We start from the raw sequence: 23,731 nt of genomic DNA on the forward strand, positions 1-23,731 counted from the left end.
TTATCTTGCAAAATTTGACTTTCTAGGTAGAGATAACTCGTTGTATTGCCTAGTCTAGTTAATAGAACTTCACAACTCGAGACCAATCATGGAGATCAAGTACCAGCAGTGGCAGCATAAGCTATACATGAAAGTGCTCAAATTGGCCGCAGCGATTCTGCCCATCTCCAAGCCAACCTTGTTTATTGGTAAAGAATCGCTCAAGCAACTCTGTTATTCGGTTTCTTTGATGGGTATTGAACGCGTGCTTGTCGTAACAGACCAAGGCATTGAAAAGCTTGGTTATGTAAAAAAACTGACCTTTGAGTTTGAGCGCGTTGGTGTCAGTTGTGTGGTGTTTAACCATGTATTGCCTGATCCTACTTATGATCAAGTTGAAGCCGGCCTCCATCAGTATCGATTGGAGAAGTGCCAAGGCGTTGTTGCTATTGGTGGCGGCTCTTCAATCGATTGTGCAAAAGTGATCGCCGCTTGTGCTACTAATCGCAAGTCGATCAAACGTTTAGTGGGGTTGTTAAAAGTATGGAAAACACCTGCGCCGCTGTTTGTGATCCCAACCACGGCAGGTACGGGCTCTGAAGTGACCGTTATTGCGGTGGTTTCTGACCCTCAAACTCAGCAAAAAACACCGATTACAGACCCGAAACTTGTGCCACTTATTGCAGCGTTAGATCCGATGCTGATGATGGCCTTGCCTACTCATATTACTGCGCAAACGGGGTTGGATGCACTCACGCATGCAGTGGAAGCCTTTATATCACGTAATGCCACGCCAGAGACTGATCGCTATGCTATCGCTGCGGTTAAACTGATCCACGATAACTTGGAAAAAGCGGCGTTCTTTGGCCAAAATTTGACGGCGAGACAAAACATGGCACTGGCCTCTTATTACGCTGGACTTGCTTTTACCAAAGCCAGTTTAGGGTATACACATGCCATCGCCCATGCTGTTGGGGCGAAATACCATTTCCCGCATGGCTTAGCGAATGCGGTTGTGTTGCCACATGTATTGGAATACTCCAAAGAGGCGGCGAAAGATAAGCTGGCTAAACTGGCTGACGTACTCAAAATAACCGATCCACATTTGACCGATTCAATGAAAGCGGACGCCTTCATTGGGTATGTGAAAGAGCTCAATCACACACTGCATATACCTACACAGTTACAGGGGCTCATGCCAGAGCATATTCCAGAATTGGCCAAACAAGCTTTTCGTGAAGCGTTTTGGAATTATCCTGCGCCAAAATACATGCAGCAAACGGATTGCGAAGCGATTTTTAGGAAATTGTAATCTACATTCAGCGTTATCTTTGACCGCTCTCATCATCATAGCAACGAGAGTGGTCAAATTAGGTCGATTCATTTTTTAAGCAGTATCAACCCACTTGGAAGAGTATCACCGAAGACACGTTTGGATTCTGTGTCAGACAGGTCATGCACTTCATTCACCAAAGTAAACCAAGTTTCTGGAACCTTACTTTGCTTTATCTTGGCTAAAACGAGCTGACGAACATCATCGCTAATATCAAAAAGACGATCTCCTGTCTTGCGACACATCATTACCGCAGCAAAGGCAATCATCGGTTCTTTTTGCCAGTTTTGATCAAGCAACTTCGGTAACCATTGTTCCACTTGCGCTCTTGGGATGACTGAATGTTGACTACCATACAGTAGCGTCCGAGAGGCTAACCGCCCAACGGCCCACCAGTGTGCTTGTTCACATTGAGTTTGATTAATCGCTTTGTTCAAAAACCACGTGGCAAGTAATACTTTATCTTCCACTTCTAGATGTTCCAGCGAAGCGGCAAGCCGCACCATTGCTTCGTACCCTTTGTCGTGCGCTTCTTGAGCTGATTTTGGATTTTTGATTGCGCTAGGGTGAAGATACTTAGCGATATCCGCTAGAATCGTTTCTTGTTGCTCCTGCCTCAGTCCGCCAGCAATACGCCGCCAAAATACCCACCAATCGCTCCAGCCTTGATGATTTTGGAATTGAATACCTTGTTGATACAGATTCCACATCTGTTCCATACGCCAAGGATCAGTTGGGTCGCCAAATCCTGGTCGCAGGGCAAATCCAGCCAGACGCAACCAGTTTTTCTCGTGTTGCTCTGAGCGACGTCGACGTTTACGGCCTTGAGAAAATGCATCAAAGAGCGGTCGTAGCGTGGTGAAATCCCATTCATCACGTGGCCCTAAAAGCTTATCTAAATCTTTGCCAAGCGTTTTTATGGCTTGGTTATCAGAGGCTTTTTTATTGCCACTATAAAGGTGTGTGATGAACGAAATCGCCTCTGACAAGCGAGGATGACGTTGGATTTCACTGTCTGACTCACTGTGCTTGCGAACTTCAAACTCAAGTTTCCATCGGTTTTTTTCGTCCTCAACACTGACACATTCAATCTTAAGCGTGCCGACTTCAGTTAATTGACAAGCCAGTTGAACTTCCACTCGTTGCTTTTGGTTAGCATGCAATAGAGCAGCATCATTTCCTTTTAACGCCGTTATATAAGGAGGCAATGGCGTAAAAAGCTCATGTTCAACAGCCAATAACAGACCATTTTGAACGCGGCGATCAGCAAACATATCGTGGGTTGAGGTCAGGATGTTGAAGCGTACTGGTTCACCTAACGTCAGTGAAAATCGGCGGCTGGTTAAGCGTATCTCTTGTCCTTCTTCGGTGCCTTTAGCCAAGACACAGAGAGCATGTCCCGCACTGTTTTTTTCAGGCAGGTGTAAAAAATAGGAGCGTGCCGATCCACCGCCGATTTTAAGCTGTGCACCTTGGCGAGCTTTACCATAGGCAACAGCACCGAGTGCGACTGCCCAATCAGGGTGAGGATTATCAAGCAGGGTGATCGGCGAACCTCGCCAATCGGTCAATAATTGAGTGATGCGCTTTGTGATAAGCTCACTATTAAATACGCCGCCATTAAGTAGTAATCCAACGGGAATGGCCGTTGCGTTTGACTCTTGCTTGAGCGCAAGGCGAGAAACGGCTTGGTGTTCAGCTAAAAATTCAGCGATATGTTTACTCACGGCAGGGTCGGCTGCGTAGGGCAAACCAAATTCCACCACTGCACTGCGGCGTTTATTTGGACGTTCTTGTACCGAGCAAAGTGGGAAAAAGCCTTCCAGTGCAATGTCATGCACCTCTTGCTTCGTCAGGGAAATGCTTTTTGCTGCGCCTAATAGCTTTGAACCACTGCCAAGGAGCGTAATTTTTAGCTGCTCTGGGGCTTGGTTTGATAGGAGCTGCTCTTTTACTTGGCGAGTTTGCTGAATTAGTTTGCTTAAACTAGCGGCGGTTAATTTTTTCGAACCGTCAAAGCGCTGTTCAGCTAGATGAGCTAATGCTAAATCAAGGTTGTCACCTCCGAGCATTAAGTGCTCGCCCACGCCAATTCGGTCAAGAGAAAGTTGGTTGTCTACGCTGTGTTTCGCTTCAATTAAACTGAGGTCTGTCGTACCACCGCCCACATCACAAACCAAGATCAAAGGGAGTGATTGCAGTTGCTGTGAGGCACAATGGCGGTGACGTGCGTACCAGTCATAGCAAACGGCTTGTGGCTCTTCAAGTAGTACAATTGAGCTTAAGCCAGCCAGTGTTGCAGCTTCGATGGTGAGCTTACGAGCCGTTTCATCAAATGATGCCGGTACGGTGATAATGACATTTTGATCTTCAAGTCGATGACTTGGATGGCGGTAGTTCCATGCTTGCCGGATGTGATTGAGATAACTGGCGCTGGCAATGACAGGGGAAACTTTCGCCACATCGTGAGCGCCTGCCCACGGTAAGATGGCTTGCTTGCGATCAACCCCTTGATGGGAGAGCCAACTTTTCGCGCTGGATACTTGTCGCCCTTCTACTTTTGTACCTAAATCTCTTGCCCATTGGCCAATAATTACCTCTTTGCTATCGCCCATAACCGGTTCAATTTGCCAAGGGAGCGATAGGGCATCAGGTGCGATCTGCCCGTTGGCTGGGTGATAACGAAATGACGGAAGGAGTGGTTTTCGAACCACTTCACCGGGGCCAATCAATTGGTCGACCTCAAAAAGATGCACGGGTGAGTCTTCTAACGATTCGGTGATTTCACAAAATGCCACCACAGTATTGGTGGTGCCTAAATCGATACCGACGAGAAAGCGAGGAGAATACATGGAGGCTCCTGAATTTCAAAAAAGGCATCCGAAGATGCCGTGTGGGGATTATTGAGTGACTTGAGGATCTTCACGCACATCGAACTCAACGTGCCATGTTTGGCCGTTGTCGGTCGCAATGGCTTCTAAGTGAAGTGTCCCGAGTTCTGTGATCGTTGAGGCTAAGTGAACCGGAACGACTTCGCCTTGTCGACGTCCTTCAGAAACAGGCAAGGTGACGTGGATCTCGGGCAGCTCTACAAGTTCTTCTGGAGCCCAATAATCTAAGTGCATGCCAGCTTCGTCATCGCGGCGTATTGTTGAACCAAAGAATTGAAAATGTACAGGCTCACCAATGACCAATCCAAACTCTTGGCTTGGTACGCGGACACTGGTTCCTTCTTCCATGCCAAATGGAGCGACGCACAAGGCTTCCATCGGCGGTGTGATCCCCGGAATGGCAGGCATAGCACTTTCAATACCGACGTAATAACTCGAGGCAATGCCACCGCGAATACGCACACCTTGTCCACGACGAACTGCGCCGTAATACGCTGCGCCACATGCGACGGCTAAATCAAGGTCTAAGCCTGTTAAGCGCTTCATCTGTGGTGCTCCCACAGTGCTCAACCAAGCATTAATAGTGCTGAGAAGACGGTTTGCTAATAAATCGGATTTTAACACGCCACCGTTTAGTAAGATGGCGGTCGGTTTGATAAAATCCATCTCCGGAGCTTCGCCCATACCGGGCATGCCAGCAAATGGGTTATCATTCAGAGCGGATTTTTCTAGAGCGGATATGTCGCCACCCATTGCATGGGCTTGTTTTGCCAAGAACGCGGCGATATGGCGGGTAATTCCAGCGTCTTGCGCGTAGGGAAGGCCCATTTGCGTTAATGCGCCACGTGCTTTTTGCACCGGATGATCAGTGATATTCACTTGTGGGAAAAAACCATCGACCAAGGTTTGTTGCACTTCTTGTTGAGTCAATTCGGTTTTAAGCGTTGTACCGAGCAGTTTTGAACCGCGACTTGGTACCACAATCGGTACGGAATGTAGGGCACTGTCATTAAGAAGCGCCTCTTTGGCATCTCGGCAAGCGTGCGTCATCGCTTGTACTTGCCAAGGGGCTAATTCTTTACCTTCTTGCGCCAATTTCATTTTTAAACGGTAAGCAAGGGCAAGGTCCATGTTGTCGCCGCCGAGTAAGATGTGCTCACCAACCGCAATCCGATTGAGCGTTAAGTTACCAGCGTCTTCAGTCACTTCCACTAAGGATAAATCAGTGGTTCCCCCACCAATATCAACCACGAGAACAATGTCACCCACCTTGACTTCATCGCGCCACGCATCGTGGCTATTATCTATCCAACTGTATAAAGCCGCTTGTGGCTCTTCAAGCAGCGTTAATTGCTCAAAACCAACGTTGCGTGCTGCTTCAGCGGTTAAATCTCGGGCGGCTGGATCAAATGAAGCGGGTACTGTTAACGTGACATCTTGTGTAGCTAAGGGGAAGTCAGGGTGAGCGTGATCCCAAGCGCTTTTTAAATGCTCTAGATAATACTCAGTGGCTTTTAATGGCGAGATCTTTTCCACTTCATCGCTGCTACCCACGGGTAAAAATGCATCACGTCGATTGACGCCACCATGACATAGCCATGATTTGGCACTGGCGACTAAACGAATCGGTGTCTTACTGCCAAGGTTGCGCGCAATGGCACCGACTAAAGCTTTTGGCTCGGCCGACCAAGGCAAAACGCGTGCGGCAGGGCTCATCTCATGTTCATGAGGCTGGTATAAAAACGAGCCTAATTGATGACGGCTTTCAACCGTACCGGGCGCGGTAAGTTGAGGGATGCTCATTACTGAAACGCGAGCGTTTTCATCCTGTGTATCAACATAAGAGAGCACGCAATGTGTTGTGCCTAAGTCAATACCAATACTAAATTTTGGCGCTGTCTGTTCCATTACAATTCAACCTCGGCAGGGGCGATGATTGATTGAAGCATCATACTGTTCAGCCAATTTAGGCAAAGTGATAGCTGTTGCTTTCCAGCCTTTATGGACTAAGGTGCCATTAAAGGGTGCTGAACCCGTCACATTACCCGTTAAGCGAACTTCTTGCGGGTTGAAACCGGCTTCAATGGTAATTCGGCTTTCTTCATCTTCGCCGCGAATGGGCGTGAGCTGAATGTAATCTTGTAGAACTTTTTTACCACCTGCGTGGATCACGCGCGCCGCGGCTCCGACTTCTTCATCCGAAAAAGCGGTGACATCTTCATTTAAGAAGTCAATCAGACGAGCTTCTTGCTGCATTAACGACAAAAGTTGTAGGGCGGAATCGGTTGGCGCTGTCGCTAATTTAGATTCGACTTCAACTACGCGCTCAATCACTTTTTCTACTTCTACGATTTTTTCGACTTCAACAATCGTTTCAACCGGCTTTTCGACTTCGACAATTTTCTCGACAGGTTTTTCAACAACTTTCTCAACGACTTTTGATTTGCGTGATACCACAATGAGAAGTAGCAAAAGGCTTGATGCACTGAGCCCAGCATGCAGCATATCAAAGGTGGTAGGGATCATATTTAAATCGAAGTTCATCACAATTCTCTTTACACAATGAAGTAGGCGTGGGAATTCTCGTGAGCCTACGGTGAATAGACTTAAAAATAGGGGCGCAGCTTACCATATTCAAGGCGAATACAGGATAGAAAGTCCGCATCATCACGTTTAAGCTAAAGTGATTGCTTGCGTTTTGAGCAGTATCAATCATTAATTCTCTATTCTGGTTCAACTTTAAGATTAATTGGTTAATAAATTGGTGACTGGCTATTGATTTACCTACTTTTATAAGAGTAATTTGAGTCCTGAGTCCTGAGTCCTGAGTCCTGAGTCCTGAGCCACGGAGAGGCTGTTATGTTCGAGAGCGACAAAAAGGTGATCTATCCTTTATGTATTTCAATTATTACCTTAATGATGACAGCGTCAGTCATCTCATTACTCTACATTAATCAAAAGAATCATATCGTCATGTTGTTTGATAGCCACGCTGAACATCAAGCAAGCATATTAGACACGTTGGTTGGAAATGATGTCAGTTTTATTGGTTCGGCTGCCAATTTTTTGCATGCTACCGAGGGGGGTAATGTGCAAGGATTTGACGTTTTTGCTCATGGTGTTATGTCAACATCCTACAGCCTTATCGGTTTGCAATGGTTAGCGAAAGTGACGAAAGATGATGCTGACGAATTTGTAACATTAATGAGGGATCGTTTGCCTCAATTTGAGTTATTTACAGTACCTAAAGCGGGTCAAAAGGTGATTGGATTTTCTGAAGATAATGAACAACCCGTTTATGTTCTGAGTGATATTTATCCTCAAACCAAAAGTAACCTTGAATTGCTCGGTTTCTATTCGCTACGCCCTCGCTTTCAAAGAATTGCTGCACATATTGAGAGTACGGGGCTACCTGCTATATCCGATAAGGTCCGCCTATTGCAAGATGGCATAGAAGCACACCACAAAAAGGATGGATTATTGGTATATCATCCCGTTTTTAACTACAACAAACAGGAAATGATTGGTGTGGTAGTGGGTGTTATTCGACTCTCTACTTATTTTGATGGATTGGTGAGCCGCACGGCATCCGATCATCGATTGTATATGAAAGTAACCGATCTCGGATTTGATGCCGAAGATGATCCGATTCTATTCCAAAGCCCAGATTGGGATTCAATCAAAGGCATAGAAATAGAGAAACGCTTATCTCTGCCTAACCGTGATTGGAAAATTGATTTTAAGTTCTCAGAACCAATAGCGAGCAACATACAGTGGATTTTAGTGGCGCTCAGCGTCGGTGGTTTAATTATTTCGATCTTGTTAGGTTATGTTGTCTATTTGTTGATGAGAGAAAAACTTCATCTTAGCGAGATGCTAGAAGAACGTACTGAAGAACTGCGCTTTTTAGCGGACCACGATAGTTTGACTGGGTTGTATAACCGACGTGCATTCGGACGTTTACTGCAAGAGAACGTCTTACAGAAAAAAGCTTTTTCGTTGGTAATGTTTGATGTCGATGATTTTAAACTGATTAATGACAACCATAGCCACATTGCAGGCGATGAGATGCTAATACATATCACAACGGTTATTTCACGTCATATGGGAAATAATGATGTTTTAGCTCGGTTAGGTGGGGACGAATTTTGCATTGTTTGTGAATTGTCAGAACTTCAACCTTTGCAGTGTTATTTAGAAACGTTACGAGCGGCTGTTGAATCAACCGGATATGAGTTCATGGATGAGGTGCTGTATTGCACGCTCAGTATTGGGGCGGCGATCAATCATACTTATGATCAAGAGTCTTTATTACATTTGGCAGACAGCAAGTTATACGAAAGCAAAGAAAATGGCCGCAACCGAGTTTCAATCGCCCAATAACTGTCCGAACGAAAGGGCGAGAGTCGAGTTTTTGAGAGGAGTCGAGTAAGATAGTGTTTTTTGACCACTTATATTTAAAGGATACGCCTGAACAATGAACTATAACCGAGTTGTCTGCTTCGATTTAGAAATGTGCTGCTGGAATGAAAATGGGGTTGGGACAACGGGTGAAATCATTGAAGTGGGTTTAGCTGAAATTGATGTGCAGTTGGGCACGATTGTGAAGCGCGCTCAATATTATGTCAGGCCAGAGCAAGACGAAATTTCGCTGTTTTGTAGTGAGTTAACCGGGATAACTCCGCGTAAGATTGAAAAACAGGGGCGACCACTTGCAGGTGTCGTTCAATCAATGGTCAAAAATTTTGGCGGCCCAAACAAGATTTATGTTTCGTGGGGGCGTGATGATCAAATTTTAGCTAAAGAGTGTGAGCAGAAGGGGATCGTTATGCCTTTTAGCGAGTTCATCAACCTAGCAACGCTCTACCGTATTCAGCAGAGAATGAAAGAAAAACGTATTGGTCACCGCGCCGCACAAGAAGCGCAAGGTATTGAGTGGGAAGGGCGACAGCACTCCGCTTATGTGGATGCCTACAACCTTGCGAAATTGGCGTTAACGATGTTGTAATCCGCTCTATTTTTGAGCGGAAAGTTTAGCGCGGATAAATTCACTGTGGTCGACATACAATAATTCTGCCGCTTTGCGGATCACCGCCTCTTCGAGTGGGTCTATCTCACCGTCCGCGTGCGCCACTTGCCACATCGCCTTGATAAGTTCATATCGCGTATCTTGCGAGAGCTCGCGTAATTGTGAAGTGAAATCATACAATGAAGCTGACTGTTTGACGCTTTGTTCTGCCCGAATGAGCAGTTCCGTGGTTTCTGTATCATCTAACGCTAATAGTCGTTTAACTAATTGAAACTTAGCGTCATTTTCTCGTGTGTCAATTTGATGATCGGCTCCTGCCACTTCTCTGAGCAAACAAGCAATCGCTAGGTTGGGGTTAGTGTTGGAACGCTGGCCTAAATCTTCTCCGTCCAAGAGTTGCTTGAATAGCGATGTAATGGCATTAAACATAAAAAAACCTACTGAAAATTTCGAGTCATTATTGTTTAAATAGTGGCGTATTGAGCAAAACACAAGTCAGAATAAAGTGAGATTCTAAATATCATGAGATTCATCTTCATCTTCATCGTTCTCGTGATAAAAATCATTCGGATCTTGAGGAACGCTAGGGTCTTCTAGTATTTCAATGACTTCTGAACTTGAGTATTCATGCCCCATCAGGAAAAGCGCTAACATGGCATCGGCTTTGGATTTATTGTCCGCTTTTTCTAGCAAAATTTCTTCAAAGCGTCGCCGTATCATGGCAATCTCATGTTCAACAAAACCGCGACCTTCTTCCTCTCCTTCACCTTCCTCGGGCGCATTATCAAACTCTAGAAACAGAAAATGGCCGTCCAATTGTGTGTCAATAAGACGTTCAGGCAACCAAGCCTCACCCATCACCAATTCTGGATCGGTGTTATCGGGTAGTGAATCGAGTATGTGTTTCAGTTCAGATGCTTTCACAGTTTTATCGTTTCAGTAATCATGTCGCTATTGTAGCGGCGATTTTCTTATAAACATAAGAAATCCTGATCCGATTACCCAATTTTAAATCGCTTAATCATACAAACGATGGCAAAACATACCGGAATCGAGGAGGAAGCGAATAAATGCTCGCCGTTTGTGAAAGGATAACTGATTGCAGGAGCGTTGATTATGCTACAATCCGCTCAGTTTTATGTAATGAAATGAATAGGAAATGCTTTGACCTCGTCACAGCCCAATCAACACAAGTCAATGAACGCTAGCAGCAACAGTGCGGCATCTCTGCGCAATGCATTGAAAGAATGCATGATGCGTGATCGTTTTCGTTTGAGTAAACGCATCTCTGGTGCGAGCAAAATAAAAAATGAGCAAGCCAAACATGCCGTTTTTGATCAAATTGCGCTCGATATTGCTCAGTCAATGATGGTGGCCCAGCAGCGTCTCAACAGCCGCGTTACCATCGACTACCCTGATTTATTGCCCGTAAGCCAAAAACGCGATGATATCGCCAAAGCGATTGCTGAAAACCAAGTGGTAATTGTGGCGGGTGAAACAGGGTCAGGCAAAACGACTCAGTTACCCAAAATTTGCGCAGAACTTGGGCGCGGTAAATATGGCCTGATTGGCCATACGCAACCACGTCGCCTTGCTGCGCGTTCGGTCGCGAGCCGAATAGCGCAAGAGATGGAAACAGAACTGGGTGGCTTTGTTGGCTATAAAGTTCGTTTTAACGATCAAATTTCCGAGCAGACTCAGATCAAATTGATGACTGACGGGATATTGTTGGCCGAAATCCAGCATGATCGTTTTCTCAATCAGTACGACACCATCATTATCGATGAAGCGCATGAGCGCAGCTTAAATATCGATTTTATCTTAGGTTATTTGAAAGAACTGCTGCCGCGTCGTCCGGATCTCAAAGTCATCATTACTTCGGCCACCATCGATCCTGAACGCTTTTCTAACCATTTTAGTGGCGCGCCTATCATTGAAGTGTCGGGTCGTACTTATCCGGTCGATACGCGTTATCGACCACTGCTTGGTGAAGAGGACGTAGACCGCGATCAACTTGAAGGTATTTTTGAAGCCGTCGATGAGCTCTGCGCTGAAGGACTTGGCGATATTCTGATCTTCATGAATGGTGAACGAGAAATTCGTGATACGGCCGATGCGCTCAGTAAACGTAACTTACGTGATACTGAAATTGTGCCGCTTTATGCACGATTATCCGCCGGTGAGCAGAATAAAATCTTTCAGCCCCATATAGGGCGGCGCATCGTTTTAGCCACCAACGTGGCAGAAACATCCCTTACCGTTCCGGGTATCAAATATGTCATTGACCCAGGTACGGCGCGTATCAGCCGTTATAGCTACCGCACCAAAGTCCAACGTTTGCCGATTGAACCAATTTCTCAAGCGAGTGCAAATCAGCGTAAAGGACGTTGTGGCCGTGTTGAAGAAGGGATCTGCATACGCCTCTATTCCGAAGAGGATTTTCTTTCACGCCCAGAATTTACCGATCCGGAAATACTGCGTACCAACTTAGCCTCGGTTATTTTACAAATGACCGCACTTGGGCTGGGTGATATTGAAGCATTCCCGTTTGTGGAAGCGCCGGATAAACGCAACATTCAAGATGGTGTGCGTTTGCTTGAAGAGCTTGGTGCGATTGTTCCTGATACCAATAAACATGGTCACGACAGCAAAAAGCAGTTGACGGATATGGGGCGCAAATTAGCACGCTTGCCGATTGATCCCCGTTTGGCGCGTATGGTGCTCGAAGCGCCAAAGCTTGGCTGCGTAAAAGAGCTGATGGTGATTGCCGCTGCACTTTCGATTCAAGACCCACGTGAACGCCCATCAGATAAGCAACAAGCCTCAGATGAGAAACATCGCCGATTTTTTGATGAAGAGTCCGATTTCCTGAGCCTAGTGAATTTGTGGAACCACATTAAAACTGAGCAAAAAGCGTTAAGCAGCAGCCAATTTCGTAAGCAGTGTAAACAAGATTACCTCAATTATTTGCGGGTACGCGAATGGCAGGATGTCTACTTCCAAATTCACCAATCGATGCGTGAAATGGATTACAAATTGAACGACGAACCGGGCAATTACCAAAGTATCCACAGCGCAATTTTGGTTGGTTTACTGTCGCACATCGGTATCAAAGACCAAGAAAAAAATGAATACCAAGGGGCTCGTAACGCCCGCTTTAATATCTTTCCCGCTTCTGGTCTGTTTAAAAAGCAGCCCAAGTGGGTGATGGTCGCCGAATTGGTGGAAACCTCTAAACTGTGGGGGCGTATTGCAGCTAAAATCCAGCCTGAATGGGTGGAACCGCTGGCACAGCATTTGATCAAGCGTAGCTACAGCGAACCGCATTGGTCAAAAAAACAAGCCGCCGTCATGGCCTATGAAAAAGTGATGTTATATGGCATTCCAATTGTGCCTAAACGTTTGATTAACTACAGCACCATTGACGAGCCACTATGTCGTGAGATTTTCATTCGCAGTGCATTAGTTGAAGGTGATTGGGAAACCAAACATGCGTTTTTCAAGCAAAACCGTCGCTTATTACTTGAAGTCGAGGAGCTTGAGCATAAATCTCGCCGCCGCGATATTTTGATTGATGATGAACAGCTTTTCGAGTTCTACGATCAGCGAGTCGCAACTGATGTGGTCTCTGGGCGTCATTTTGATGCGTGGTGGCGAAAAGCCAGCAAAGCCACCCCAGATCTACTCAACTTTGAAAAAGAGATGCTATTTAAAGGTGATGCTAGCCACATCACTGATTTAGATTATCCCAACTTTTGGCAACAAAACGGTATTAAACTGAAGCTCAGCTATCAATTTGAACCTGGAGTAGATAGTGACGGTGTCACGGTACATTTGCCATTGCCGATCCTAAATCAAATTGAGCCGACAGGGTTTGATTGGCAGATCCCCGGGTTACGTCATGAATTGGTTGTCAGCCTCATCAAGTCTTTGCCTAAAACACTGCGCAAAAACTTTGTACCGGCACCTAACTATGCGGATGCGTTTTTAGCTCGTGTCACACCGATGGAATTGCCTTTATTGGATGCGATGGAAAAAGAGTTAAGACGCATGACGGGCGTCGAGGTGAAGCGTGAAGATTGGAAGTTAGAGCAAGTTCCGGATCATTTAAAAATCACTTTTCGCGCGGTGGATCATAAAAATCGCAAACTCAACGAGCATAAAGATTTATATCAGTTGAAAGAGAGTTTGAAAGAGAAAGTACAAGAAACACTCTCTCAAGTGGCAGACGATGATATTGAACAGCAAGGTCTGCATACGTGGAGCTTTGGTGAATTACCGAAAGTGTACCAACAAAAGCGCGGCGGTTTCGAGGTTAAAGCCTATCCAGCGTTAGTGGATAGTAAAGAGAGTGTTGAAATTAAGCTTTTTGAGACCGAGCAAGAACAACTCAATGCAATGAAAGCAGGGCAAAGGCGTCTGATTTTGCTGAACGTTCCTTCACCGATTAAATATCTGCACACCAATTTACCGAACAAGTCAAAATTGGGGCTCTACTTTAACCCGTATGGCAAAGTACTGGACCTGATTGATGACTGTATTGCTTGTGGGATTGATAAGTTAATTGAGCAGCAAGGCGGTTTAGTGTGGGAGCCGGAGCAGTTTGAGGCACTGAAAGAGTTTGTGCGCGCTGAATTGGGCGATACTGTGGTCGATATCGCCCAACAAGTGGAGACGATCCTTACCACGGCATTCAACATTAATAAAAAGCTGAAAGGGAAAATCGATTTTACGATGGCTTTTGCGTTATCGGATATCAAAGCGCAGATCGAAGGTTTGATCTTTAAAGGCTTTGCCACCGAATGCGGCTGGAAGCGTTTGCCGGATATTCTGCGTTACATGCGCGCGATTGAACGTCGGATGGAGAAGTTACCCATTGATCCAAATAAGGATCGTTTGCACATGTTGAAAATTGAAGCGGTAACCAATGATTACAAAGCGCTACTAAACAAGATACCTCGTGGTGCAGAAGTACCTGAAAATGTTAAAGAGATCCGTTGGATGATTGAAGAGCTTCGCGTGAGTTTATTTGCTCAGCAACTTGGCACTCCTTATCCAGTTTCAGATAAACGTATAAAAAATGCGATTGATGCTTGTTAGGTATAAGATTTGCATCTAACCAACAGTTCACTATAATTTGACGCTATGTGGCAATCGGTCGCCGTTTTGAGGCCACTGCCAAATTAAATAAAGAAGGTTCATCATGAAAAAGACTTTAATCGCACTGGCGCTGATCAGTACATCTTCAATGGCGTTTGCTGACTCTTGGATTTATGGCGGCGCATCGGTAGGCCAATCGGATTTGAATGGTAAAAGCGGCACTTCGTACAACATTCATGCCGGTACTGGTATTCTTCCTCTGATTGGCCTCGAAGCGGGTTACACCGACCATGGCAAATTTGAAGTCAGTGCCACGAATGAAATCGCGGCCTCTTCTGTTTATTTTGCGGTAAAGCCAAGCATTGATTTTGGCCCTCTGCATGTGTATGCCAAGGGTGGTTTGCATTCTTGGGATAAAAAATTAAACAGCAATAAAATAGATGATGGTTTTGACATCATGTACGGTGTAGGCGCTGAATACTTCCTGATGGGGCCAATTTCAGTTGGTGCAAGTTACATGAATTACACTTTGGGCGATGACGATATTGGTACGGTTTCATTCAACGCGACCTTCCACTTTCTTTAATCTAGTCACTCAATCGCTTTCAACCACTTCTTGCTCGTTAGTAGCAAGAAGTGGTTTTTTATTTGAGCAGTATGGTGTGGTGTACATTCTCAAGTACGCCAGTAACTGAAAGCAAAGCGCGACCAGTGATTGATGATGTAGTCAATAAATGCCTGAGTTCGCTCAGGAAGAAAACGTCTCTGAGGGTGCAGCAAATAAACATCCGCTCCTTCAATCTGCCAATTAGGCAATAATGGCACTAATCGTTTCTCCTCTAACTCCTTATCAATTAATCCTTTAGGTAACCTTGCAATACCCATATTCATGAATGTGGCTTGCAAAATCGTATCAATTTCCTCAGAGCTAATACGTGCCTGAGGGATAAATTGAAAACGTTCTTTGCTTTGCTGATGTTCAAATATCCACGCTTGTTTGGTATTTAAAGTGAGTAGTGGCAGAGAAAGTAATTGCTCTGGATGTTTTAGCAGCAAAGAGGCCGAGTAGTCAGGACTTGTGCACAACACGGAAGGGTTATTAGCTAGTTTGCGCGCAACCCAATCGGATTGCGGTTGTGGACCAAAACGCAGCGCTATATCAAGGTCGTGCTGGGTATGATAATCCAGCCCTGCACCGACTTGAATACGAATGTTGACTTTAGGATGTTGCTGACAAAATTCCAGTGCTAATGGACTTAGCTGATGCCGAATGGGTAGGATTGGCGCGTTAATGACGATCTCGCCTCTAAACTCTTGTTTGGCTTTTAAAGCTTGTGCTTGTTTATCTTCTATTTGGCTAAATAGGTTGGCATAGGTTTCAAACAAATGCTCGCCTTCTTTCGTTAGTACTACTTCTTTACTGTTTCTGATCAGTAGAATGCTGCCAATATCTTGCTCCAACTGCTGAATTCTACGGCTCAACGTGCTGGTGGACAAGGCTTTTTGTTTTGCTGCCAGCGTAAAATTGCCACATTTCACTACCGTTAAAAAGAGTGATAAATCATCAAGTTTCATCATTAATCCCATTTATGCAATAAGCCATCCCATTCTATCCTATTTTAGGATGTGCACTATTACGTTATCGTGTCGGTCGCGCATTCTAATCAAGTTCATATGAGGGGCACATGCCTACCGATTCAACTTATTCGGCTAATCCGAAAATTATTTTTGCCAGCGTTGCTTTAGTCATCGCTTTAGGCTCGCTTGAAAAAAGCATCGTTACCACTCCATTGGCTCTTATTGGGCAAGATCTCTCGGCAGGACAAGCATTAACATGGGTGATTACTGCTTATCTATTAGCATCGACCGCTGTATTGCCCGTCTACGGTAAACTGAGCGATTTGTTCGGACGAGTTCGGATGTTAAATGTCAGTATCGTGATCTTTATGTTGGGTTCCGCGCTGTGTACCTTTGCTTTTGATCTACCCAGTTTAATTGGTGCTCGTGTGATTCAAGGGATTGGCGGTGGAGGCTTAATAGCTCTGGCATTTACCGTTATCGCCGATTCAATTCCTGCGCGCGAAGTGGGCAAGTACCAAGGTTATATTTCAGCGGTTTATGCGGTGTCCAGTATTGCAGGGCCACTACTTGGCGGCTATTTTGCTGACTACCTCAGTTGGCGGTGGGTATTCGGTATTAATTTACCGCTAGGGTTGGTGGCACTTTACATGGTTAACCGCTATTTGAAGCATCTCAATAAACGCAGAGATAGTCGCTTTGATTGGGTGGGAGCAGCGTTACTCATGAGTGCGACGACTTTGCTGCTGTTATTACTTTCTTCACATTCATTTATCCCTACTGGCTGGGGCGCGTTTGCATTACTGGCGTGTTTAGTTGCTTTGGTGGTTGTTGAACGCAGAGTGAGTGATCCTATCTTACCGGCGCGTTTAGCACGTCTTCCGAATTATCTGACCGCGATTGTTCTTATTATGGGGTCGCAAATGCTGATGTTTGCGCTTTTGGTCTATTTACCACTGCAGTTTCAGTGGCAAAAAGGACTCACTCCGTCAGAAAGCGGTGCCATTATGGTGATCTTCATGGTCTGTATTACCTCTGGCGCTTATGTGGGTGGGAAGCTCATCGCGAAGTTTGGTCGTTATAAGATGTTAGTGATCGTCGGTTTTGCTTTAGCTATGGCTGCATTGTGGCAAGTTCATTACGATATGTGGGTGAAATTTGCATTGGGTTTTGCGGGTATAGGTATTGGTTTAACCTTACCGGCCTTAGGCGTTGTTGTACAAAGTGTCTTACCCGCACGCGATCGCGGCATTGGCATGTCACTGTTTAATTTTGGACGAGAACTCGGCGGTGCACTCGGTGTTGCGTTCTGTTCCGCGCTCTTTTATTTGAGAGTGCCGAGCGAAGTCATGGTTGCTGAACACGGTGCCGAGCAGGCCGGCGTTTCCACTCAGGTATTATCACAAGGTTTTAGCTTGGTTTATATTGGCATGAGCGTGCTAGCGTTACTGGCGATGTTACTGACAGTATGGCGCTTGCGTAAAGATGCATTGATGAAAAGTTCATCATGAATTCCTGCGTGTTATTGAGCGTTAACTAAGTGTAAAAAAAGCAGCGATTTAAGCTGCTTTTTAAGTTTGGCGCTAAAGGTATCTATGCTTTAGGTGGTCTTGGAAATATTGAGCGTTAAGCACATTTCCAGTCGCTTGTTTCACCAATTCATCGGTTGTTAATAGGCTACCTTTTTGCCAAATATTATCGGCAAGCCAAGTAAATATTGGTGATAAATCACCACTGCGAATGGCGGCATCAACATCCACCGTTTTCTTCATTGCTGCCATAAACTGCGCAGCGTACATCGCGCCAAGTGTATAACTTGGGAAATATCCGAAAGCGCCATCTGTCCAGTGGATGTCTTGCATACAGCCGTTTTGGTTATTTCCTTGGGTAGAAAGGCCGAGGTAAGCCTGCATTTTTTGATCCCATAGCTCAGGCACATCGGTATGTTTGATATGACCATTGATCAAATCACGTTCAATTTCATAACGTAAAATGACATGCGCTGGATAAGTGAGCTCGTCGGCATCGACACGAATAAAGCCTTTTTCAGCGCGAGTGTAGATCTTCTGGAAATTCGCTTGTGCAAATACTTTATCTTCACTACCTGAAAAATAGCGGGCGGCTAGGGTGGCTAAGTGCTCAATAAAGGGTTCACTGCGCCCCATCTGCATTTCAAAAAAGAGCGATTGAGATTCATGAATACCCATCGAACGCGCTTCTCCTGCTGGTGTACCTGCAAGATGTTTAGGCAAGCCTTGCTCATAACGTGCGTGGCCCGTTTCATGGACAATGCCCATTAGAGACTGAATAAACTCCGACTCATTATAACGAGTGGTGATCCGAACATCGGTTGGAACACCGCCGCAAAAAGGGTGAACGCTTTCATCAAGGCGACCGTGTTCAAAATCAAACTGAAGCAGTTTCATGACTTCCAAGCCTAATGCCTTTTGCTTTTCAGCAGGGTAATGGCCAGCTGGCATGATGATCTCTTCGGCGCGTTGCTTCTCTATGACTTGATCGATTAACGTTGGCAGCCAAGTTTTAACATCGCTGAAAACAGCGTCCAATGATTGAGTTGTTGTACCCGGTTCGTAAAGATCGAGCATCGCATCATAAGGCGTTAAACCTGTAGCATCAGCGCGGATCTGCGCTTCTTGCTGTGAGAGTGTGACCACCTCAGCCCAGTTTTTCTCAAAACCGACCCAATCATTGTTTTTGCGTTGGGTACGCCAAGCATGTTCACACTTTGAACCAGCAAGAGATTTCGCTTGCACCAAAGCTTCAGGCAGTATGTTTGCCTGCTGCCAGTGGCGTTTAAGTTCACGCAGAGTTGCTTTTTGCTCATCGTCCAATGACTCATTTTGTGCTTTATCGAACCATTCAGCTAATTGAGGTTGAGTATGTAAACTATGAATATGAACGGACAATTGCGCCATCGCTTCCGAGCGAGCTTGAGCGCCGCCAGCAGGCATTACTGCGGCTTGATCCCAGCCACAAATAGCCGCTAAATGATTGAAATGTGAAATTTTCTTAGAGTGTTGAACTAATTGATTGAATGCATCCATGGAATTAGCCTTCCGTGACGTAAAAGAAGAGTTAGTGTAGCAACCATTAAGTGTCTAACCAAGGCCATCAAAGTCAATTAAGGTGAAAGAGCGTGACCCAAACCGACAAGGCTATGAGTATTTCATTATTTTCTTATCCAGTGAAAACTGTTAAAGACTTTATAAAAGAGCTCAGGTATAAAAAGGCAAACGATGACATTTCTTTTATACAAGGACGGGTATGTATATCCAAAACGTTGAAGCCTTTCTGATCGCAATTACTATATTAACGCTAACTCCAGGGCTAGATACGGCGCTGGTGATTCGTAACACATCACGAGCTGGGTTCACTGACGGCAGCATAACAAGTTTGGGTATTTGCATGGGGCTATTTGTGCATGCGACCTTTTCCGCCGTTGGTATTTCGGCGATTTTGGCACAATCGGCCGAGCTGTTTCATGTGGTTAAAATGATTGGTGCGGCGTATTTAATTTGGCTGGGACTATCCAGCTTAAAAGCGTTGCTGAAAAATAGCCAAGGTATGCAGGTTACGGCGATTTCACACAGTGAATTTACGCTGAAGCGGTCATTGCGTGAAGGCTTTCTTTCCAATGTGTTGAACCCTAAAACGGCAGTATTTTATCTCGCATTTTTGCCGCAATTTATTAACCCAGAATATTCTCCGTTGTTGCAATCGCTTTTGATGGCTGCCATTCATTTTGTTATCGCTATGTGCTGGCAGTGCGGTTTAGCGGGCGCATTGAGTTTTGCAAAAAACTTACTCAAAAATGCGTCGTTTATGAAATGGATGGAAGGGACAACAGGCGTTGTGCTAGTCGCGCTTGGGGTGAAATTGCTACTAGAAGATGAAGCGGCTTAAGAAGTTGCTCTTTAGTCGCCTAAAGTTGCCGATAAGCATTGCCACATGCTTATCGGCTGGCAAACGATTAATGTTGGGTTTGAGCACCACGGGTAAAAGGCGCTGACTGTTTTTCAAAAAATAGCTTGGTCTCTTCAAGCACAATATGACGTAATGCGATTAATCCGATCAGATTAGGGATAGCCATTAAACCGTTAACGATATCAGCAATAATCCAAATCATATCAAGGTGCAAGAACGCACCTGATGCCACCAAACCGATAAAAATCAGCTTATAAGGCATTACTGCTTTGGTACCAAACAAAAATACCACGCAGCGCTCACCGTAATAGTTCCAGCCTAAAATCGTCGTAAAGGCAAAAAACATCAAACCAATGGAGACCATCATCGGGCCCAAGGTTTCCGCATTTAAGCCCACGGCAAATGCATAGGTTGTCATAGCGGCACCAGAAAAATCACTTTGCCATGCGCCAGTTAAGATCAGCGCAAGCCCGGTCATGGTGCAAATAATGATGGTGTCAAAGAAAGTACCAGTCATTGAAATCAACCCTTGTTTTACGCAAGAGTCAGTTTTCGCTGCCGCCGCGGCCATTGGCGCGCTGCCAAGACCAGATTCATTAGAAAATACACCGCGCGCAATCCCTGATTGAATCGCCAGCATGATGCTCGCTCCTAAGAAACCACCAGTAGCGGCTGTGGAAGTGAAGGCAGAAGTGATAACTAAACTGATAGCCGTGAGTAATTGATCGCTGTTGCTGATGATCACACTCAAACACGCAAGGATGTAAAAAAGGGCCATGGCAGGTACCACTTTCCCAGCCACTTTAGCAATTGATTGAATACCACCGACCGTGACAAATGCGACTAACAGCGTTAGAACCACTGCTGATATTTCGCGTGACACACCAAAAGAGATTTCAGTAGCATCTAAAATCGCGTTGACTTGTGGGAATGTACCAATGCCGAAACAAGCGACGCCGATGGCAAATAGGGCGAATAAACCGCCAAAGTTCGCGAGCCCACGCCATATTGCAGGTAATACATCGGGCCACCAACCATTTGGCCTTTGTCATCCACTTGACGATACTTTACTGCCAGTAAACATTCAGCGTATTTGGTCGCCATACCAAACAGCGCGGCTAACCACATCCAAAATAGCGCGCCCGGCCCACCGAGCTTAATCGCTGTCGCTACGCCAACGATATTACCGGTTCCAATCGTCGCGGAAAGTGCGGTACATAAGGCGGCAAAGCTTGATACATCGCCTTGTTTACCGGCGTCTTTGTCTTTACTAAACACCATCTTAAGTGCGGTAGGTAAATGTCGAAATTGGATAAGACCGAGACGAAACGTAAAATAGATGCCTGTACCGACCAATAAAATTAAAAGTGGTGGTCCCCAGACAAAGTTGTCTATAGATTCAAGAATAGATTGCAGGTTGTTCATTAGTTCCCCTTAATAAAACGACAGTTAAGGAGAAGAGGGAAAGGGCAGTAATCTGAAAAGATCCCACAAAAAGATCACAGCAGGCCAGTGGTGAAGAAACCACACCTATTTATGATTGTAACTTTCCACTCCTCTGTCCTTTTGCCTGAGAGTTTCACCCCAAATAGGGTTTGCTCCTTCGGCGACCGATTAAACGGTTCTCTCCAGAGGTTCCTCCAACTACAGTCCTCGCCAACTCTCATAAGAGAGAGCATTAGCACCTGAAAGATTTACTTCTTCGGCGAGCCTGTTTACTCATACTTTGAATAAACTAAGGCTACTCTCCTGCAGTCTTCATCGGAACTGATGATAAGTGCGCTTACCATCAAGGCGAGATATGTTACATAAAGCGTTTTTCAAGACAAGAAAAATTGTGCTTTTGATCTCAATTTGCTGCCGTTTGGTGGTTTGTTAACCATTTATAGACGTAAACGTAGGATGAGGGGTGAAAACTTTACGCTTGTTGTCGATTGTTCTACTTTTTTCTGACTTATCGCGTGTTATAAATGATATACACTACGTGAGAGGATAGGCTAATGACACGACTCATCACCATTATTTTATTGATCGCCATTGCTTTTATTTTTATTCGTTATCGTACCAACGAAAAGTTGCAAAAAGGTGTGGTGGTTTCTTTACTCACTGCTTTTGTCATTTATGCTGCCTCAATTGTGATTACTGAATTAACTCGCTGAGATAGATAGGAGCGAAAGAGTGAACAAACAGACGGACATTGATGCACAAGACGATGTCGTAGTGATTGAAGAACGAGACAAACGCACCTACGTCTACATCGCGTTAGCAGGGGTGTTGGGGTTAGCATTAGGTGGCTTAATCGGTTCAAGTATCACCACGAATAACTGGCAAAAAACATACCATCAGCTAGAAGAAAAATATGAACAGCTCACCCAAGATAAAAGCCAATTAGCTGAAAAAGTGCAATTAAAAGTCGCCAGTGTCGACGCTGAAGTAGCAAATAAACTTCAACAAGCATTAGAAGAGCAACAAAAGCAGTATCAACAAGAGTTGGATCAAGCGCAAAGCCAATACCAAGCGTTAATGGCAGAAAATAAAGCGCTGCAAGCGAAACTTAATACACAGGAAAATGCACTAGCACAAGTTGAGAACAAAAATTCTAAATTAAATCGGCAAGCCGATATGCAGGCAACGATTTTTGAACGTTCACGCGAACTGTTCCAACGTGAATTGAAAATTAAGCAAGAGTTAGAAGCGCTGCAAAAAGAGAAAGAAAGTTTAGTACCGAAGCTCAAAACGCTCAAAACCGATTGTGATGTCTACCTAGAAGGTAAGTCGTGGGATGCAAAATCAGACGCATGTGATAAGCAAGATGAAGCGAATTCAAGAATTAGCCAAATCGATCAGATGATCCAAGTTCACCGCATGGATTTAGAACAAATCAAAGCGTTAACGGAAAATATAGGCTTATAATTTATATAAATCCCACCAATGTTTCTTTAGCAGGCCTCGCGAAAATGAGGCCTGTTTTATCGTAAGGCTTATTCGGTCAAATACGTTGTTAGGAATTCTGCAATCTTCACCATATCACTGATCGCAATATACTCTTCGGTGGTGTGAACTTTCGCCATGCCCGTTGACAAATTGACGGTCACTAATCCTTTTTCGTTAAAGTTGTTTGCATCACTGCCTCCACCAGTACGTTTGGTTTTTGGTGCAATCCCAACCGATTCAAAGCTCTTTTTGATCGCAACGATATGCGGATGCTCTTCATCCAATACAAAGGCGTTGTAAGCACGAGTAGATTCAATCTTAACCTGCGCGCCATGCTTGTGCGCCGCGGCCTGAAATGTTGACACCATATGTTCAACTTGTAGGCTCAACTTATCATCATTCAATGAACGGGCTTCAGCGACAATTCTAAGATCAGGCATGACGATATTCGTTGCGCCACCGCCATGAACAAGGCCGATATTCGCCGTGGTTTCCTCATCAATACGCAGCAATTTCATTTGGGTAATCGCATCGGCCGCGACGGCGATAGCGCTAATACCTTCTTCAGGGGCAAGGCCTGCGTGTGCGGGTTTGCCTTTGATACTAACGATGATTTTTTGCTGCCCTGGGGCGGCTTTAACAATGGTTCCTATTGGACCACCAGTGTCGAGCACAATCGCCTTAGCCGATTGAATATGAGACATATCAAAGTGTTTGGAGCCTTGTAGCCCGCCTTCTTCATGGACGGTGAATGCAATTTCAATGGTTTTATGAGGTTGTTTTTGCGCTTTAATCGTTCGGATCGCCTCCATAATGGCCGCAATACCCGATTTGTCATCGCCGCCTAAAATGGTTTCACCGTTAGAGCGAATGACGCCATTTTCAATGACGGGTGTAATGCCAATCCCCGGTTTGACGGTATCCATGTGACAGCTCAGTACG

The 23,731-nt window shown here is 45.1% G+C and carries 16 protein-coding genes, 2 pseudogenes and 1 riboswitch; of the genes and pseudogenes, 9 read left to right on the forward strand and 9 right to left on the reverse strand.

Translation table 11 applies throughout. The features are described 5' to 3' along the window. Positions 1–88: 88 nt before the first annotated feature. Positions 89–1,291 (forward strand): iron-containing alcohol dehydrogenase, encoded by a 1,203-nt coding sequence (locus AACQ21_RS06940; RefSeq protein ID WP_013856800.1) that lies wholly within the window; start codon positions 89–91, stop codon positions 1,289–1,291. A gap of 68 nt (positions 1,292–1,359) precedes the next feature. On the opposite strand, the gene AACQ21_RS06945 is transcribed toward AACQ21_RS06940, so the two are convergent. From AACQ21_RS06945 to AACQ21_RS06955, 3 genes and pseudogenes are all read right to left on the reverse strand, one after another. Continuing rightward, complete coding sequence (locus tag AACQ21_RS06945) at positions 1,360–4,164, reverse strand: Hsp70 family protein (protein WP_105976673.1); 2,805 nt, start codon at positions 4,162–4,164, stop codon at positions 1,360–1,362. Between the two features lie 48 nt (positions 4,165–4,212). Next, positions 4,213–6,111 carry an Hsp70 family protein gene (locus tag AACQ21_RS06950; RefSeq protein ID WP_105976674.1) on the reverse strand — a complete coding sequence of 633 codons (1,899 nt, stop codon included), beginning with the start codon at positions 6,109–6,111 and terminating at the stop codon, positions 4,213–4,215. Continuing rightward, positions 6,111–6,747, reverse strand: a pseudogene (locus AACQ21_RS06955) (DUF2760 domain-containing protein). The gene AACQ21_RS06950 and the pseudogene AACQ21_RS06955 overlap by 1 nt, the downstream one beginning before the upstream one ends. A 315-nt stretch (positions 6,748–7,062) precedes the next feature. Between AACQ21_RS06955 and AACQ21_RS06960 the strand changes: the two are divergent. Both AACQ21_RS06960 and AACQ21_RS06965 read left to right on the forward strand, forming a co-directional pair. Next, a complete protein-coding gene (locus AACQ21_RS06960; protein WP_105976675.1) occupies positions 7,063–8,586 on the forward strand; it encodes a sensor domain-containing diguanylate cyclase in 1,524 nt (507 codons plus the stop codon). Between the two features lie 94 nt (positions 8,587–8,680). Then, positions 8,681–9,211, forward strand: coding sequence for a 3'-5' exonuclease (locus tag AACQ21_RS06965; protein WP_047689084.1), 531 nt, complete (start codon positions 8,681–8,683; stop codon positions 9,209–9,211). 6 nt (positions 9,212–9,217) lie between these two features. On the opposite strand, the gene AACQ21_RS06970 is transcribed toward AACQ21_RS06965, so the two are convergent. Further along, positions 9,218–9,661, reverse strand: a complete 444-nt coding sequence (locus tag AACQ21_RS06970; RefSeq protein ID WP_026027231.1) for a tellurite resistance TerB family protein — start codon at positions 9,659–9,661, stop codon at positions 9,218–9,220. A gap of 84 nt (positions 9,662–9,745) precedes the next feature. Next, positions 9,746–10,156, reverse strand: a complete 411-nt coding sequence (locus tag AACQ21_RS06975) for a hypothetical protein (protein WP_096036410.1) — start codon at positions 10,154–10,156, stop codon at positions 9,746–9,748. A gap of 240 nt (positions 10,157–10,396) precedes the next feature. Between AACQ21_RS06975 and hrpA the strand changes: the two genes are divergently transcribed. Then, positions 10,397–14,332, forward strand: a complete 3,936-nt coding sequence (gene hrpA / locus AACQ21_RS06980; protein WP_105976676.1) for an ATP-dependent RNA helicase HrpA — start codon at positions 10,397–10,399, stop codon at positions 14,330–14,332. 103 nt (positions 14,333–14,435) lie between these two features. Continuing rightward, positions 14,436–14,918 (forward strand): porin family protein, encoded by a 483-nt coding sequence (locus AACQ21_RS06985; RefSeq protein ID WP_013856810.1) that lies wholly within the window; start codon positions 14,436–14,438, stop codon positions 14,916–14,918. An 89-nt stretch (positions 14,919–15,007) separates the two neighbouring features. On the opposite strand, the gene AACQ21_RS06990 is transcribed toward AACQ21_RS06985, so the two are convergent. Next, on the reverse strand, positions 15,008–15,919 hold the full coding sequence (locus AACQ21_RS06990) for a LysR family transcriptional regulator (protein ID WP_013856811.1): 912 nt from the start codon (positions 15,917–15,919) through the stop codon (positions 15,008–15,010). A 98-nt stretch (positions 15,920–16,017) separates the two neighbouring features. Between AACQ21_RS06990 and AACQ21_RS06995 the strand changes: the two genes are divergently transcribed. Further along, on the forward strand, positions 16,018–17,421 hold the full coding sequence (locus AACQ21_RS06995) for an MDR family MFS transporter (RefSeq protein WP_013856812.1): 1,404 nt from the start codon (positions 16,018–16,020) through the stop codon (positions 17,419–17,421). Positions 17,422–17,493: 72 nt separating this feature from the next. On the opposite strand, the gene AACQ21_RS07000 is transcribed toward AACQ21_RS06995, so the two are convergent. After that, entirely contained in the window at positions 17,494–18,975 is a 1,482-nt protein-coding gene (locus AACQ21_RS07000; RefSeq protein WP_105976677.1) for a carboxypeptidase M32, read from the reverse strand. A gap of 220 nt (positions 18,976–19,195) precedes the next feature. On the opposite strand from AACQ21_RS07000, the gene AACQ21_RS07005 reads away from it, so the two are divergent. After that, positions 19,196–19,834 carry a LysE family translocator gene (locus AACQ21_RS07005; protein ID WP_017044740.1) on the forward strand — a complete coding sequence of 213 codons (639 nt, stop codon included), beginning with the start codon at positions 19,196–19,198 and terminating at the stop codon, positions 19,832–19,834. Between the two features lie 67 nt (positions 19,835–19,901). Here AACQ21_RS07005 and AACQ21_RS07010 read toward each other — a convergent pair. Beyond that, positions 19,902–21,280: pseudogene (locus AACQ21_RS07010) on the reverse strand (alanine/glycine:cation symporter family protein). A 123-nt stretch (positions 21,281–21,403) separates the two neighbouring features. Further along, positions 21,404–21,497, reverse strand: a riboswitch (glycine riboswitch). A 358-nt stretch (positions 21,498–21,855) separates the two neighbouring features. On the opposite strand from AACQ21_RS07010, the gene AACQ21_RS07015 reads away from it, so the two are divergent. Continuing rightward, on the forward strand, positions 21,856–22,014 hold the full coding sequence (locus AACQ21_RS07015) for a hypothetical protein (RefSeq protein ID WP_010319274.1): 159 nt from the start codon (positions 21,856–21,858) through the stop codon (positions 22,012–22,014). A gap of 19 nt (positions 22,015–22,033) precedes the next feature. Further along, entirely contained in the window at positions 22,034–22,768 is a 735-nt protein-coding gene (locus AACQ21_RS07020) for a hypothetical protein (protein ID WP_017050909.1), read from the forward strand. A gap of 68 nt (positions 22,769–22,836) precedes the next feature. Here AACQ21_RS07020 and AACQ21_RS07025 read toward each other — a convergent pair. Next, positions 22,837–23,731, reverse strand: an 895-nt coding sequence (locus tag AACQ21_RS07025; RefSeq protein WP_105976679.1) for a M20/M25/M40 family metallo-hydrolase, incomplete at its 5' end; no start/stop codon positions are given.

The organism is Vibrio sp. V01_P9A10T6 (genome assembly GCF_963877065.1).
GTDB lineage: Bacteria > Pseudomonadota > Gammaproteobacteria > Enterobacterales > Vibrionaceae > Vibrio > Vibrio anguillarum.

Excerpts from the sequence above, each read along its gene's own strand:
- AACQ21_RS06940 (WP_013856800.1), top strand. The coding sequence starts at position 89 with ATGGAGATCAAGTACCAGCAGTGGCAGCATAAGCTATACATGAAAGTG.
- AACQ21_RS06945 (WP_105976673.1), bottom strand. The coding sequence starts at position 4,164 with ATGTATTCTCCTCGCTTTCTCGTCGGTATCGATTTAGGCACCACCAAT.
- AACQ21_RS06950 (WP_105976674.1), bottom strand. The coding sequence starts at position 6,111 with ATGGAACAGACAGCGCCAAAATTTAGTATTGGTATTGACTTAGGCACA.
- AACQ21_RS06960 (WP_105976675.1), top strand. The coding sequence starts at position 7,063 with ATGTTCGAGAGCGACAAAAAGGTGATCTATCCTTTATGTATTTCAATT.
- AACQ21_RS06965 (WP_047689084.1), top strand. The coding sequence starts at position 8,681 with ATGAACTATAACCGAGTTGTCTGCTTCGATTTAGAAATGTGCTGCTGG.
- AACQ21_RS06970 (WP_026027231.1), bottom strand. The coding sequence starts at position 9,661 with ATGTTTAATGCCATTACATCGCTATTCAAGCAACTCTTGGACGGAGAA.
- AACQ21_RS06985 (WP_013856810.1), top strand. The coding sequence starts at position 14,436 with ATGAAAAAGACTTTAATCGCACTGGCGCTGATCAGTACATCTTCAATG.
- AACQ21_RS06990 (WP_013856811.1), bottom strand. The coding sequence starts at position 15,919 with ATGGGATTAATGATGAAACTTGATGATTTATCACTCTTTTTAACGGTA.
- AACQ21_RS06995 (WP_013856812.1), top strand. The coding sequence starts at position 16,018 with ATGCCTACCGATTCAACTTATTCGGCTAATCCGAAAATTATTTTTGCC.
- AACQ21_RS07000 (WP_105976677.1), bottom strand. The coding sequence starts at position 18,975 with ATGGATGCATTCAATCAATTAGTTCAACACTCTAAGAAAATTTCACAT.
- AACQ21_RS07005 (WP_017044740.1), top strand. The coding sequence starts at position 19,196 with ATGTATATCCAAAACGTTGAAGCCTTTCTGATCGCAATTACTATATTA.
- AACQ21_RS07015 (WP_010319274.1), top strand. The coding sequence starts at position 21,856 with ATGACACGACTCATCACCATTATTTTATTGATCGCCATTGCTTTTATT.